The sequence below is a fragment of the Mesorhizobium sp. B2-4-13 genome (assembly GCF_006658535.1).
In the GTDB taxonomy this organism is placed as follows: domain Bacteria; phylum Pseudomonadota; class Alphaproteobacteria; order Rhizobiales; family Rhizobiaceae; genus Mesorhizobium; species Mesorhizobium australicum.
In genome coordinates this window covers 139,073-153,291 of sequence record NZ_VFVB01000009.1, presented here as the reverse complement: position 1 = coordinate 153,291, position 14,219 = coordinate 139,073, and the positions used below count along the sequence as shown (strand labels likewise).

Here is a 14,219-nt window from a genome sequence, read left to right as displayed (position 1 = left end):
CAGATACCGCTGATGCCTGATTTCGTCACGTCTAGCTAATGCTTTCCCCTAGCTCGTTTGTGGCTCCGGTTACGTTGCACCTCGGCCTCATCCTTCCGGAGCTTTTTGTCTGCTCGATGCAGGGCTCGCGGAATTGCGTCGCGTATAGCTACTAAGGCGTTCATCTCCACCACGCCGTCCAAATTTCTCAGCCGGCCAAGAAGTGCGCCAGTGATACGTACAAGGGTGTAGGCTGTGTTCAGGCCGGGCTCCACAAGTCCGGCATTGCTGCGCCCAGCGATTGGCATGTTGGCACCCATGTCCGTCAGGCGAAAGAACATGCCTCTGGCCCCGGCATGCACGTTGAAGTTTGCGAGCTTATAGTAAGTATTCATCCCCGATTGGTCTGCGGCTTCTTGCAGCTTCTTGAAGTCTGGCTTCTTGTCGTTGAGGTGGTCGGCGGCCCACCCGTAGTCGTGCCGAAAGCTTTGGCCGTAGCGGACCAGCAGATCGGCATATGCCTCTTCGATATTCTTTCGCTCTGGTGGAGCGATCGGTTTATAGCCAAGTGGAACCTGCTTGGAATCCCAGTCGTCCGCCTGTCTTTTCACCTCTACGACATGGTGATCGATGAAGCGCCGGGCCAACTCTTCGTCTCCGCCTTCGATGAGCGTCGCCACTACACCGATCTCATGTAACGTGCGCCATCGTGCCATTGCACCGTCAGCGAAGCCATTTTCTAAAAGAGTGATAATTTCATCTGCCACCTGGCAGGCACGAACGTGCAGTCGCACCAGAACGAACCTTCGATGAGCAAGATTCTTTGACTTCGATCGGTGATATCGTTTGGCGGCATCATGTCCGATTTCTCGGACCATGGTGAGCAACATGCGCAGGAGCCGCAATCCTTTGCCCCATCGCTCTTCAAGCCGGTCCTGAAACTGATCGATCTCAAAACGTTCAACAGCGCCGTCAATCTCCCAGCGCTTCTTCATTGTGTTGAACAGGTGAGCGCCGCTCATAGAGACGGTAGACTGAACGACTTCGGGTATGACCGACTTCATTCGGGTCGTGAAATCCTCGATCTCTTTTTCGTCTGCGTCGTCGAAGACAAGATCCAACTGATCTAGCTGATCCGGCGTCTCGGTATTTCCATCACTCCATGTAAAGTTTGTGGCATCGCCGCTGAGAATATGGTCCAGAAGAGCGTCGATGGCTTTTTTGGGAAGGGCAATGCTCCGCTCCCCAAGTTTTCGCTCCAAGATCGGCCGAAGAGCGAGCCTCGGTAATTGCGAGATTTGCTCCTGCAGAGCTTTCTGAAGTCGACCCATCCTCACATCTTAAGTGTGATTCTGATTCTCATAAAGGATTTGCCGATCTGAAAACGATCATTCGTGGAAACTAGTCCAGCGTGCGCCTGAACCGCACCAGCGCCACGCCAGCGAACAGCGCCACGAAAACCGACAGCCAGCCGATCTCGGTCGCCACCGCCGGCAGTTCCGCGCCCTTCAGCATCACCGCGCGGGTGATGCGCAGAAAATGCGTCAGCGGGAAGATCTCGCCGAAGGTCTGCGCCCAGTCCGGCATGCCGCGATAGGGGAACATGAAGCCCGACAGCATGATCGAGGGCAGGAAGAAGAAGAAGGTGAGCTGAAGCGCCTGCATCTGCGTGCGTGCGATCGTCGAGATCGTGTAGCCGAGCAGCACCAGCGACAGCACGAACACCAGCACCGCCGACAGAAGGAGCGTCATCGAGCCGGTGAACGGGATGGCGAACAGAAGCTTCGACGCCGCCAGCACCACCACCACTTGCACGGCGCCGACCGCCAGGTAGGGCAGCACCTTGCCCATCATGATCTCCAGCGGGCTCGACGGCATCGCCAGGAGATTCTCCATCGTGCCGCGCTCGGTCTCACGCGTCAGCGCGATCGACGTCATCATCACCATCGTCATCTGCAGGATGACGCCGAGCAGGCCAGGCACGATGTTGTATTGCGAGATGCCTTCGGGATTGTAGCGGCGGTGGACGACGACATCGAGCTGGCCCCTGGCGGCTTCCGCCGCGGCTTCCTGCGTGCCTTGCGCTCTCAGCAGCGCCTGGCCGGCGATGGTGCCCAGCGTCGAGATGGCGCCGCTGGCGACCGCCGGATCGGTGGCGTCGGCCTCGATCAGGATTTGCGGCTTGTCGCCGCGCTCGACGCGCCGGGCGAAATCGGCCGGGATGGTGACGACGAAGGCGACGTCGCCGCGCGCCATCAGGAACTCGGCCTCCTCGGCGCTTTGCGCGACATGGTCGAAGCGGTAGTAACCGGTGGTCTGCAGCGCCGCGACCATGGCGCGCGTGTAGGGATCGCTGCTGGTCGCCACCAGGGCCGCCGGCAGGCTTTTCGGGTCGTTGTTGATGGCGTAGCCGAACAGCACGAGCTGGATCAGCGGCACGCCCAGCATCATGGCGAAGGTGATGCGGTCGCGCCGCATCTGGATGAACTCCTTGATCAGCAGGGCGCCGAGCCTGGCGAAGGAAAAGACACTGTTCATGCCATGTTGTCCTTCGATCCCGACATGAACTGGATGAAGACATCCTCCAGGCTGGTCTCGCCCGGCGTCACCGTCACGCCCTTGTGCTCTCTCTCGACATCGGCAAGCGCGGCCTCGAGCGTCTCGCGGTCGGAACCGACGACGTGCAGCGTCGCGCCGAACGGAGCCACCTGGTCGACGCCGGGGCGGCCTTGCAGTGCTTGCGCCACCTCGTCGAGCTTTGGACCTTGCAGCACGAAGGTGGTCAGGCCCGCATTCTTCACCACCTCGGCGACGGTGCCGGTGGCCAGCATCCTGCCATAGGAGATGTAGCTGATGCGGTGGCAGCGCTCGGCTTCGTCCATGTAATGAGTGGACACCAGCACGGTCAGCCCGCCGCTCGCCAGGCGATGGATCTCGTCCCAGAACTCGCGCCGCGCCTTCGGGTCGACGCCGGCGGTCGGCTCGTCGAGCAGGAGCAGTTTCGGCTTGTGCATGATGCAGGCGGCCAGCGCCAGACGCTGCTTCCAGCCGCCGGACAAGGTGCCGGCCAGCTGGTTGCGGCGCGTCGTCAGGCCGAGCTCCTCCAGCGTGCGCGAGACATAGTCCTCGACCGGCCGCAGCCGGTAGAGCCGCGCCACGAATTCGAGGTTCTCGCCAATCGTCAGATCCTCGTAGAACGAGAATTTCTGCGTCATGTAGCCGACTTCGCGCTTGATCCTGAGGCTGTCGGTGCGGATGTTGAAGCCCAGCACCGTGCCTTCGCCCTCGTCCGGCGTCAGCAGGCCGCACATGATGCGGATGGTGGTGGTCTTGCCCGAGCCGTTGGGGCCGAGGAAACCGACGATCTCGCCCTCGGCGACCGACATCGTCACATGGTCGACGACGGTCTTGTCGCCGAAGCGCTTGACCAGGCCATGAACGTCGATGGCGTTCATTTTCCCATATCCGCGAGATCGACATCGACGATCTGGCCGGGCTGCAGCGGCCCCGCATCGCCCTCCGGCCGCGCCTCGACGAGGTAGACCAGCTTCTGCCGGTTCTCCAGGGAGTAGATCACCGGCGGGGTGAATTCGGGATCGGGCGAGACATAGCTGACGCGCGCCTTCACCTCCGGGCCACAGCCGTCGCAATGGACGCTGAGCAGGCTGCCGACCTTGACCGAGGAGAAGGCGCTTTCCGGAATATAGACGCTGAGCTTCACCGCGCCGTCGGGAAGCACCGAGATGACCGGCGCGGTCGGACCCGCCGTGTCGCCGGGATTGCGGATGACGTCGTTGACGCGGCCGGGCGAAGGCGCCGCCAACACCCGTTTGGAGAGCCGCCATTGCGCCTGATCCAGCGCCGCCTGCGCCTGTTTGACCTGATTGTCGGCGGCCTTGATCGTCTCGGCGCGCGCCGGCAGCCCGCCGACCGCCAGGTTGGCCTCCGCCTGGCCGACCTGCGCATTGGCCGTCTCCAGCGTCGCGGAAGCCGTGTCGAAATCAGCCTGCGTGCCGGCGCCGCGTTTGAACAGGTCGCTGGCGCGGTCGAATTTTCGCTTGGCATCGGCGGCCTGTGCCTTGGTCATGTCGACCTCGGCCTTCAGCACGGCGATCTCTTCCGGCCGCTTGCCGACCTGGAGATCGGCATACTGCGCCTGCGCCTGGGCCAGCGCCGCCTGCGCTTGCGCCACCGCGATCTTGGCGTCGGCATTTTCGAGTGTCACCACGGTGGCTCCCGGCGTGACGCGGTCGCCGCGCTTCACCGCCACCGTCTCGACCTGCGCCACCTCGATCGGCGCCAGGAGCACATAATCGCCCTCGACATAACCGACGGCGAGCGGTGCCGCCGGCGCGCAGGCACCGAACAATTGCGCGGCGAGCGGCAGCGAACACAGAAAGCTCATTGTTTTGATCCCTTCATCCCTGGTCCCTTCCGGGCGGCCAGTATGGCGCGGAGATTGTCCGTGGTGACCGCCACCACCTTGGCGGCCTCGGCGGCGCCGATGTCGCGCCAGCCCATGCGGCGCATGACGGCCTCGCGGCCGATGCGGAAATAGATGACCTGGCCGATCAACGTGAACACGGTGAGCCGGGTGCGTTCGCTCTCGGCCGGCTCGCCGGTGGCCTGCTCCCAGATCTGGCACAGCCGACGGTGCGTCGGCTCGAAGACGCCGTCATAGATGCGGTCGAGCGCCGCCGTCGGATGCGAGAGCTCGCGCAGCACGAATTGCACGATCTCTCCGGCCTGCGGCTGAGCCACGATGAAGCCGACCATCCGCTCGAGTGCCGTGAAGAGCTGCGCGCGCGCCGCCTCAGGATCGCTTGCCGCCGCCTGTCCATGGCCGAGCCCCTCGCCAGCGCCCAGTGCCTGCCCTGCGACGCCCTGGATGGTCTCGACGATGAAGTCGGCGGCAGCGGCGCGAAGACCTTCCTTGCCGCCGAAATGATAGGCGATCGAGCCGATATTGGCCCCTGCCTCGGCGGCAATTTCGCGCGTCGAGGTGCCGTCGAAGCCCTGCCGCCCGAACAGTTTCAACGCCGCCTGGACAAGCGCGGCGCGCGTCGGCTCTGCCGGGGAGGTCTCGCGGCGGGGTCTCTTGGCATCTGGCAATTTGATCATGCCAAAGACCTTAATCAATCGATTGATTAAGGTCAACTTGTGTGCGGCGCTGTCTTGCCATCGCGCGCGGCAACCGCTTTAGTGCGCGGCCATGGGCAAGGAAGTCGAGCGTAAGTTCCTGGTCTCCAGCACCGCATGGCGGGATCTGGCGGAAGCGGATATCCGCATTCTCCAGTTCTATCTCGCCACGGCACCCGGGCGAACCGTCCGCATCCGCATCAGTGATGGCGCCTCCGCCAAGCTGACGCTCAAATTCGGCAGCAGCGCGCGCGAGCGCGACGAATTCGAATACCCGATCCCGCTGGCGGAGGCGGTGGAGATGCTGGACTTCGCCATCGGACGTGTCATCGAGAAGACACGTCACCATGTTAGGCATCGCGGCTATCTCTATGAAGTCGATGTCTTTGGCGGTGCACTGGCGGGACTTGTGGTGGCCGAGCTCGAGACGCCGGAAGAGGTTCCGGACGAAATGCTGCCTGACTGGCTCGGCCGGGAAGTGACCGGCGAGCAGAAATTCTACAACGCGTCGCTCGCCCTCGGGGGGATACCGGAGATCGCCGCATGAGCTTTCGTATCGACCCGCGCCTGCCGCTGACCGGCGAGGTCAGGCGTATTCTTGCCGAGGAGATCGGCAAGGCCCTGCTGCATCTGGAGACGGCGCACACCCGGCCGGAACAGGGGCTGCACAAGTGCCGCAAGCGGCTGAAGAGCGCGCGTGCCTTGTTGCGCCTCGTTCGTTCCGGAGACGAAACATTCTGCAACACGGAGAACCAGTGCTATCGAAATGTCGCGGCGCTGCTTGCCGGTCCGCGTGAAGCCACGGCCCTGATCGAGACCATCGATCGGCTGGCGGCGGGCTTCGCCAGGGAAAGCGTCGATGGCGGGCTTGATGCCGTGCGCGACAGGCTGGTCGCACGCCAGCATGATCTGCACGAAGGCGCCGGCCTGAAGGCGGCGATCGGGGCGGCCACCGCCGCCTGCGAAGACGGCTTGAAGCGCATTGAGACCCTTGCTTTGCCCGATCAGCCGGAACAGGCCGCCGACGTGCTTGCCGAAGGCGCCCGCGTCGCCTTGCGGCGCGCCAGGAAGGCGCTCGACAAGGCCGGCACGCGCGGTGAAGCCGACGATTTCCATGACCTGCGCAAGGCGGCCAAGACGCATGGCATGCACCTGTCGCTGCTGGGCAGGCTGTGGCCGACCCCGATCAAGGCGCGGCGCAAGGCCGTGGATGAACTCGGCGAGCGGCTCGGCGAACTGCACGATGTGTTCGTCATGCGCGCGCTGCTCGAGGCGAACAGCGAGCCGCTGGGGCCGCCCGAGGACACAAAACTTCTCGGCAAGCTGCTCAAGCGCTCGGAAAAGAGCCTCAGGAAAGCCTGTCTCGCCGAGGCCGCCGAACTGTTCGGCGACAGCCCCAAGCACGCGACGAAAAAGCTCGCCCGCAAGGCACGCGACGATCTCGCCGGCGCCTCGTCCGCTGATGATCTTGCCGCCACTGCCGGCTGATGGGCGGCGGACCTCGGCCGGTCTAAGCGGGTAGCGGCCGGCGGCCTTTCGCTGGGGAAGGCTGATCCTTCATCCGCGCCCCGGCATCGCGTGGATGCGGCCCGATGGGCATGATCGCCTCGAATGGCGTGGCGCCAAAGGCAAAGGTCCATTTGTAGCCGATCAACCCGTTCTCGGGCGTGGTGTGCTGGTCGTGATGTGCTAGCAGTCTCGCCCGGTCGGCCAGTTCCTCGGCCTCGCGCCGCACCATCTCCGCCGTCTCCGGACGCATCCGCCTGGAGAAGCTGACGAAGGTCGCCTCCTTCTCGATATGGGTGATGGCCCAGCCGATGAAATTCTTGTTGGTCATCTCGAACAGCGGCCTGAGCGGCCCCTCGAAGTTCCACTGGATCGGGGTTTCGACCAGCAGTTTCGCCGACAGGCCATGGCCAAGCCCGATCAGGCCTAGTTGCTCGAGGTCGCGCAGATAGAGGAACATCGAGGCCTCGCTCAGGCCTTGCGAGCGCATGATGCCTTCAGGCGTGAATTTTTCCGACAGCATGACGAAGACGAACAGCAGCGCCGGCCGGCCGGCGAGCCGGCGCTCGATCTCGGGCGCGATGTGGTTGACCGGCCCCGGCCCGCGGTTCATCGAGCCGAGCACGTTTTCCAGTTCGACGCCAGCGGCCGCACAGATCTCCACCAGCCGGTCGAGCTTGCAGTTCTTCTCATGGAAGATGCGCTTCACCGTCGGCTCGGAAACGCCCATCCGTTCGCCGAGCTCACGATAGGTGACACCCTTGGCCTTCAGTGTCCGCTTCAGCGCCTCGAAGATTGGGCCGTTCATGGGATACGCCTCTTGCTGGCGGTTTCGTATCGATATTCGATACTAGCTTCAATCCGGCTTCCCGAGAAGTATCGAAAATCCTAGCTGTTCACCGACATCACAGGAGAGCAGCCATGAACATCTTCGTTACTTCCGCCTTCATCGCCGCCATCGGCATTGCCGCCGCCCAGGCCGACGAGCTCTGGCGCGCAACGGGCCTCGAACAGCCTGAATCGGCGCTGTTCGACGCCGCCAACGGCCGCATCATCGTTTCCAACATCGTCGGCAATCCGGGCGACGCCGACGGCAACGGCTACCTCAGCCTGCTGTCAATGGATGGCAAGATCGTGAGCCAGCACTGGACCGACGGCATGGACGCGCCCAAGGGCATGGCGATATCGGGCGGCAAGCTCTATGTCGCCGACATCACCAAAATCCGTGTCGTGGACCTCGCCAGCGGCAAGCTCATCGCCAGCATCGTGGTCCCGAATGCCGTTTTCCTGAACGACATGACGTCGGATCGGTCCGGCAAGGTCTACGTCACCGACATGCTGGCCGACAGGATCTACCGCATCGACGGCGACAGGCCGGAACTGTTCGTCAAGGATCCGTTGCTCGCCTCGCCCAACGGCGTGTTCGCCGAGGGCGGCAGGCTGATCGTGGCCTCCTGGGGCAAGGGCATCAAGGCCGATTTCAGCACGGCCGAGCCCGGCGGGCTGCTGGCGGTCGACATGTGACCTCGCGGGGGGGTCCATGGCAAAGTGAGTATGATGAGCGACAGCCCCGACAAGCGCAGCGAATGGCGCGCCATCCTTCATGTACAGGCCCGCATCGCCGTGCTGTTCGTTCCGGTCGTGGCCAGCCTGCTGCTCATCGCCGCCCTTGCCGGCAACGATCGCAAATCCGCTCCGGATGTCGACCGAACTGTTACGGGCTCGGTGCGATAGTCAAGCCGAACCCGCTTTTCCCCGGCTCTTCGAGGCACTCAATAGAAGCGCGGGATCGGGCCGTTCTGCGGGGTCGTGCGGTCGCCGAGGTCGAGAAAGACCTCGTCGACATAACACCAGCCCCAGCCTTCCGGCGGGTCGTAGCCCTCTATGACGGGATGGCTGGTGGCGTGAAAATGCTTGGTGGCGTGGCGGTTTGGGGAGTCGTCGCAGCAGCCGACATGGCCGCAGGTGCGGCAGAGCCGCAGATGCACCCACCACGAACCGCTCTTCAGGCACTCCTCGCAGCCGAGCGCGCTCGGCGTTACGTCCTTGATCCCAGCGGCGTGCTTACATCCATCCGCCATCACACTCTCCCGACCTATCTCTCAATTGAAGCATGATCTTTTCCGAAACCGGTTCCCAACTTTCGGGGTCATACTTGAGGCGCGTCGGCCTGGCTGGCGTCCCGCGCAAGAAATGCATGCAACGCCGCCACCACCTGGGCGCCCTCGCCGACAGCCGCCGCGACGCGTTTGACCGAGCCGGAGCGCACGTCGCCGATGGCGAACACGCCGCTGCGGCTGGTCTCCATCACGCCATGCGCCGATGCTATGTCCGATCCGGTGCGGATGAAACCCCTGGCATCCAGCGCCACGTCGGATTGGGCGAGCCAATCGGTGTTCGGGTCGGCGCCGATGAACAGGAAGAGATGGCGGATCGGCCGCGTCGTCGAGGCGCCGCTCGAGCGGTCGCGCCAGCGTACGGTGGCAAGATTGCCTGCCTCGCCGTCCAGCGCCTCGATTTCGGCGCCGGTCAGCACCTCGATGTTCGGCTGCGCCCTGATGCGCTCTACGAGGTAACGCGACATCGAGGCCTCGAGACTGCCGCCACGCGCCAGCAGCGCCACTTTCCTGACGTGGCTGGCCAGATAGACGGCCGCCTGGCCGGCTGAATTGCCGGCGCCGACCAGCGCCACTTCCTGGCCGCCGCAAAGCCGTGCTTCGATGGGCGAGGCCCAATAATGCACGCAGGTGCCCTCGAACTCGGCGAGATTGGCGACATCGAGGCGGCGATAGCGCGCGCCGCTGGCGATCACCACCGAGCGCGTGCGCACCGTCTCGCCGTCGCCGACCGTGAGCTGGTAGCGCGCGCCGTCGTCGGCGGCACCGAGCAGCTTCACCTCGTCGGGAATGACCATCTCAACGCCGAATTTCTGCGCCTGGTTGTAGGCGCGCGCCATCAGCGCCATGCCGGTAATGCCGGTGGGGAAGCCGAGATAGTTCTCGATGCGCGCGGAGGCGCCGGCCTGGCCGCCGAAGGCACGGCAATCGAGCACGATCGTCGACAGCCCTTCCGAGGCCGCGTAGACCGACGCCGCCAGACCGGCCGGTCCGGCGCCGACGATGGCGACGTCATAGACCTTGCTGGCGTCGACCGGCCGCAGCAGGCCGATGCAGCGGGCGAGGTCCTTCTCCGCCGGATTGAGCAGCAGCCTGCCATTCGGGCACAGCACGACCGGCAGGTGGTGGGGATCGACATGGAAGTGCTCGAACAGCGTCTTCGCGCAAGGATCGGTTTTGGAATCGAGCACGCGGTGGGGCTGGCCGCTGCGGGCGAGAAAGCCTTGCAGGCGAAGCACGTCGCCATTGTCGGCAGGTCCGACGATGATGGGACCGATCGTGCCGCTCTCGAGCAGCCCGACGCGGCGCAGGATCAGCGCCCGCATGATGCGCTCGCCGAGATTGGCCTCCTGCACCATCAGGTCGCGCAGCCGCTGCGACGGGATGACGAACGCCTCGACCGGCTCGGCCGCCTGGCCATTGACCAGCGACGGACGGGCCGAAAGCTGCGCCAGCTCGCCGGCGAAGCTGCCCGGGCCATGCGTGACGATCGTCTCGCGCCGGCCGAATTTGCCGTCCTGGGTGATGTCGACCTTGCCCGCCAGCACCACGATCAGCCCCGGGGACACATCGCCGGCCTCGAAAATGTGCTCGCCGGCGGCATAGGCGCTGGCCTCGCCGAACCGCCGCATGCGCTCGATTTCCGCCTCGGCGAGGACGGGAAAAGCCTGGTCGCGGCGGGCGCCGAAGATCGCGGTGCTGGATTGAGACATGATTGCGAGCGTAGCGAAGGGGACGCGCGGTTTGAAGCGGTTTGTTCGGGGACTGGCCAGGAGGGCAGGTCATCGGGCAAGAAAAAAGCCCGGACGAACCGGGCTTTTTCTCAGGGTTTCTGAACCGATCGAATGGTTCGAAACGGGAATTTGGTGCCCAGAAGAGGACTCGAACCTCCACTCCTTGCGGAACACGGACCTGAACCGTGCGCGTCTACCAATTCCGCCATCTGGGCTGGTGCGGGCTCAATAAGCGGGCAAGCGATTGCTGTCAACGCGCTTTTTTAAACCCGCTGCTCGCTTGCCGGCTTAGCCTTCCAGCACTTCCTTCGAAGCCACGGTCGAATCGGCGTTGAGCTGGTAGATCACAGGCACGCCGGTGCCGAGTTCCAGCTTGACGATCTCCTCGCCCGACTTGCCGTCCAGCGCCATGATCAGCGCGCGCAGCGAATTGCCGTGGGCGGCGACCAGCACCGTGCCGCCGCGCAGCACATGCGGTTGCAGATCGTGCAGGTAATAGGGCCAGACGCGGGCGCCGGTGTCCTTCAGGCTTTCGCCGGCTGGCGGCGGCACGTCATAGGAGCGGCGCCAGACATGCACCTGCTCCTCGCCCCATTTCTGGCGCGCGTCGTCCTTGTTGAGGCCGGAGAGGTCGCCATAGTCGCGCTCGTTCAGCGCCTGGTCGCGAATGGTGTGCAAGTCGCTCTGGCCGACCGCGTCCAGAATGTGCTGGCAGGTTTTTTGTGCCCGGATCAGCGCCGAGGTGAAGGCGATGTCGAACTTCAGGCCGCGCGCCTTGAGTTTTTGGCCGGCGGCCTTGGCCTCGGCATGGCCCTGCTCCGTCAGGTCGACGTCGCGCCAGCCGGTGAACAGGTTCTTCAGGTTCCATTCGCTCTGGCCGTGGCGCACGAGCACGAGGGTTCTCGACATTTTTGCTCCTCTGGGGTCCGGGCATTCCAGGAAAAGTGTGTAGTGGTTTTCCGTCCCGCGTAAGAACGAAGATGGTTCAGGGCCGTTTCAGGCAAGCCCAAGCACGTCCCGCATTGAATACAGTCCCGGCTTCCGGCCATGCGCCCAAAGTGCGGCCTTGACGGCACCGCGGGCGAAGATGGCGCGGTCCTCGGCATGGTGCGACAGCGTGATGCGCTCGCCGGTGCCGGCCAGGATCACGCTGTGATCGCCGACCACCGAGCCGCCGCGCAGCGTGGCAAAACCGATCGAGCCGGTTTGTCGCACACCCGTATGGCCGTCGCGTGAACGCACATCATTGCCGGCCAGCGCGATGCCGCGCCCGGCGGCGGCCGCTTCGCCGAGCAGAAGCGCCGTGCCCGAAGGCGCGTCGACCTTGTGCCTGTGGTGCATTTCGAGGATCTCGATGTCGAAATCGTCGGCGTCGAGCGCGCGTGCCGCCTGTTCGACCAGCACCGCCAGCAGATTGACGCCGAGGCTCATATTGCCCGACTTGACGATGGTCGCGTGGCGGGCGGCGGCAGCGATTTTCGCGTTGTCGTCGACCGAACAGCCTGTCGTGCCGATGACATGGACGATGCGCGCCTGCGCCGCGTAACCGGCGAACTCGACCGTCGAGGCCGGGGTGGTGAAATCGAGCACGCCGTCGGCCCTGGCGAAGACCGGCAACGGATCGCTGCCGATCGCCACGTCGATGCGGCCGACGCCGGCAAGTTCCCCCGCATCCTTGCCCAGGTGAGGCGAATCCGGGCGCTCGACCGCGCCGATGACGCGGGCGCCCGGAATGGCGTGGATGGCGCGGATCAGCGTCTGGCCCATGCGGCCGGCCGCGCCGACCACCACAAGGCCCATATCGCCGGCCGGCTCGCCTGATGTTGTCTCGCTCATGGCGTGCTCCCGGCGATGTCCTGGGTCTCTAGTTCCTGAACCGAAGTTTCGGCCGGGGCGCTGTCGTCGACAAGCCCCAGGCCCTTGACGCCCTGTATCCGGTGGAAACGGGCATAGACGCTGTGCGGGTCGGCCATCAGCGAGGCGTGCGTGCCCTCTTCGACCAGATGGCCCTGTTCCAGCACGATGATGTGGTCGGCATTGACCACGGTGGACAGGCGGTGCGCAATGACGATGGTGGTGCGCCCTTCCATGACCTTGGTGAGCGCCTGCTGGACGCGCGCTTCGGCCTCGTTGTCGAGCGCCGATGTCGCCTCGTCGAGCAGCAGGATCGGCGCCTGGCGCACAATGGCGCGGGCAATCGACACGCGCTGGCGCTGGCCGCCGGAAAGCGTGGCGCCATTCTCGCCGACCGGCGTGTCATACCCTTGCGGCTGCTGGCGGATGAACTCGTCGGCCGCGGCCAGTCGCGCGGCCTGTTCGATCTCGGCATCGGTGGCCGAGGGGCGGCCATAGCGGATGTTGTCGCGGATGGTGCCCTCGAACAGATAGGGCGCCTGCGAGACATAGGCTATCGAGCCGCGCAGCGACTGTTTGGTGACCTTGGAAATGTCCTGGCCATCGATCTCGATCGTACCGCTCTCGACGTCGTAGAAGCGCTGCAGCAGCGCCACCAGCGTCGTCTTGCCGGCACCGGAGGCGCCGATGACGGCGGTCATCTTGCCGGCGGCGGCGACGAAGCTCAGGTCCTGAAGGACAGGCGCCTCCTCGACATAACGGAAGGACACGTTGTTGAAGCGCACTTCGCCCGTGGTGAAGTTTGCCTTGGTAGCGCCAGGTGCGTCGCCCTGCTTCGGCTCGAGGTCGAGCAGTTCGTAGATCATGCGTGCATTGACCAGAGCCCGTTCCATGCCGACCTGCATGCGTGCCAGGCGGCGCGCCGGATCATAGGCCAGGATCAGCGCGGTGATGAAGGAGAAGACCGCGCCAGGCGGCTGCCCGAGAACCAGAGCCCGGTAACCGGAATAGGCGATGACGGAGGTGACGGCGAAGCCGGCCAGCATGTCGGAAATCGGCGACAGCCGTTCGGAGACGCGGGCAATCTTGTTCGAGCGCTGTTCGGCGTCGCTGGCGAGCTTGCCGATGCGGCCGGACAGTTCGTCCTCCATGGTGAAGGCCTTGACGATGGCGATGCCTTGCGTGGCTTCCTGCACGGCGCCGATCAGGCGCGAATTGATCAGCACGGATTCGCGGGTAATGCGCCGCACGCGACGGGTGAGGTAGACGACGGCCCAGATCAGCGGCGGTCCGATCAGCAGCGAACTGAGCGACAGGACCGGATCCTGGTAGACCATGACGCCGAGCAGGCCGATCAGCGTCACCGCGTCGCGGGTGATCGAGGTCAGCGTCAACGACAGGAGGTCGCGGATGCCGCCGACGTTTTCGTTGACCTGCGCCGCCAGCCGGCCGGAGCGTGTATCATTGAAGAAGCCGACGCCGAGCTTCATCAGGTGATCGAAAATGCGCTTCTGGTAGCGCGCCACCAGATTGTTGCCGATCTTGGCCAGCGCCACCGCCTGGCCATAGCCGGCAAAGCCGCGCAGCAGGAAGGCCGCCATGAAGCCGGCGCAGATCCACACGATCGCGTCGCCACGCCGTTCGTAGAAGATCTGGTTGACCATCGGGGCCATGATCCAGGCCGTGAAGGCGGTCGTGCCCGAAACGATCAGCGAGCAGGTGATGACCATGACATAGGTCCAGCGATAGTCATGGCTGTTCTCAGCGAGAATGCGGCGCAGCACCGCTGTGACCTCGCCGGGCCGCGCTTTCAGCTTGTTTGGAGTTTGAAGTGTCAAATCAGAGGGCTTTGTCGGTTTCCGCTTCCCGTGGCCGGGCAATTCGGCCCCCC

General features: G+C 64.5%; 15 protein-coding genes and 1 tRNA gene. 4 read left to right on the top strand and 12 right to left on the bottom strand.

Annotation, left to right across the window (positions count from 1 at the left end; translation table 11 throughout):
- Positions 1-35 precede the first annotated feature (35 nt).
- From FJ936_RS23445 to FJ936_RS23425, 5 genes are all read right to left on the bottom strand, one after another.
- The gene (locus tag FJ936_RS23445) at positions 36-1,310 is read right to left on the bottom strand and encodes a DUF5677 domain-containing protein (RefSeq protein ID WP_140788874.1); all 1,275 of its coding nucleotides are present in this window, start codon (positions 1,308-1,310) and stop codon (positions 36-38) included.
- Between the two features lie 70 nt (positions 1,311-1,380).
- Positions 1,381-2,517, bottom strand: a complete 1,137-nt coding sequence (locus FJ936_RS23440) for an ABC transporter permease (protein ID WP_140788872.1) — start codon at positions 2,515-2,517, stop codon at positions 1,381-1,383.
- Positions 2,514-3,434, bottom strand: a complete 921-nt coding sequence (locus tag FJ936_RS23435; protein ID WP_140788870.1) for an ABC transporter ATP-binding protein — start codon at positions 3,432-3,434, stop codon at positions 2,514-2,516. Before FJ936_RS23435 ends, FJ936_RS23440 begins: the two co-directional genes overlap by 4 nt.
- Positions 3,431-4,384: an HlyD family efflux transporter periplasmic adaptor subunit gene (locus FJ936_RS23430; protein WP_015314769.1), complete on the bottom strand. Its 954-nt coding sequence runs from the start codon at positions 4,382-4,384 to the stop codon at positions 3,431-3,433. Before FJ936_RS23430 ends, FJ936_RS23435 begins: the two co-directional genes overlap by 4 nt.
- On the bottom strand, positions 4,381-5,100 hold the full coding sequence (locus tag FJ936_RS23425) for a CerR family C-terminal domain-containing protein (RefSeq protein ID WP_015314768.1): 720 nt from the start codon (positions 5,098-5,100) through the stop codon (positions 4,381-4,383). The genes FJ936_RS23430 and FJ936_RS23425 overlap by 4 nt, the downstream gene beginning before the upstream one ends.
- A 91-nt stretch (positions 5,101-5,191) precedes the next feature.
- On the opposite strand from FJ936_RS23425, the gene FJ936_RS23420 reads away from it, so the two are divergent.
- Together FJ936_RS23420 and FJ936_RS23415 are read left to right on the top strand one after the other, a co-directional pair.
- The gene (locus tag FJ936_RS23420) at positions 5,192-5,665 is read left to right on the top strand and encodes a CYTH domain-containing protein (protein WP_015314767.1); all 474 of its coding nucleotides are present in this window, start codon (positions 5,192-5,194) and stop codon (positions 5,663-5,665) included.
- Positions 5,662-6,606, top strand: a complete 945-nt coding sequence (locus tag FJ936_RS23415) for a CHAD domain-containing protein (RefSeq protein WP_140788866.1) — start codon at positions 5,662-5,664, stop codon at positions 6,604-6,606. The genes FJ936_RS23420 and FJ936_RS23415 overlap by 4 nt, the downstream gene beginning before the upstream one ends.
- Positions 6,607-6,628: 22 nt before the next feature.
- Here FJ936_RS23415 and FJ936_RS23410 read toward each other — a convergent pair whose 3' ends face one another.
- Entirely contained in the window at positions 6,629-7,432 is an 804-nt protein-coding gene (locus tag FJ936_RS23410; protein WP_140788864.1) for a helix-turn-helix transcriptional regulator, read from the bottom strand.
- A 113-nt stretch (positions 7,433-7,545) separates the two neighbouring features.
- On the opposite strand from FJ936_RS23410, the gene FJ936_RS23405 reads away from it, so the two are divergent.
- Together FJ936_RS23405 and FJ936_RS23400 are read left to right on the top strand one after the other, a co-directional pair.
- Positions 7,546-8,148, top strand: a complete 603-nt coding sequence (locus FJ936_RS23405) for a hypothetical protein (protein ID WP_246680519.1) — start codon at positions 7,546-7,548, stop codon at positions 8,146-8,148.
- 33 nt (positions 8,149-8,181) lie between these two features.
- Complete coding sequence (locus FJ936_RS23400) at positions 8,182-8,358, top strand: hypothetical protein (protein WP_181171149.1); 177 nt, start codon at positions 8,182-8,184, stop codon at positions 8,356-8,358.
- A gap of 38 nt (positions 8,359-8,396) precedes the next feature.
- On the opposite strand, the gene FJ936_RS23395 is transcribed toward FJ936_RS23400, so the two are convergent.
- From FJ936_RS23395 to FJ936_RS23370, 6 genes are all read right to left on the bottom strand, one after another.
- The gene (locus FJ936_RS23395) at positions 8,397-8,705 is read right to left on the bottom strand and encodes a UBP-type zinc finger domain-containing protein (RefSeq protein WP_140619828.1); all 309 of its coding nucleotides are present in this window, start codon (positions 8,703-8,705) and stop codon (positions 8,397-8,399) included.
- Between the two features lie 68 nt (positions 8,706-8,773).
- Entirely contained in the window at positions 8,774-10,453 is a 1,680-nt protein-coding gene (locus FJ936_RS23390) for an FAD-dependent oxidoreductase (RefSeq protein WP_141907058.1), read from the bottom strand.
- Between the two features lie 151 nt (positions 10,454-10,604).
- Positions 10,605-10,689, bottom strand: a tRNA-Leu gene (locus tag FJ936_RS23385).
- 73 nt (positions 10,690-10,762) lie between these two features.
- A complete protein-coding gene (locus FJ936_RS23380) occupies positions 10,763-11,383 on the bottom strand; it encodes a 2,3-bisphosphoglycerate-dependent phosphoglycerate mutase (protein ID WP_140788862.1) in 621 nt (206 codons plus the stop codon).
- Between the two features lie 87 nt (positions 11,384-11,470).
- On the bottom strand, positions 11,471-12,310 hold the full coding sequence (gene dapB, locus FJ936_RS23375) for a 4-hydroxy-tetrahydrodipicolinate reductase (RefSeq protein WP_140788860.1): 840 nt from the start codon (positions 12,308-12,310) through the stop codon (positions 11,471-11,473).
- Complete coding sequence (locus FJ936_RS23370) at positions 12,307-14,166, bottom strand: ABC transporter ATP-binding protein (protein WP_140788858.1); 1,860 nt, start codon at positions 14,164-14,166, stop codon at positions 12,307-12,309. The genes dapB and FJ936_RS23370 overlap by 4 nt, the downstream gene beginning before the upstream one ends.
- Between the last annotated feature and the right edge of the window lie 53 nt (positions 14,167-14,219).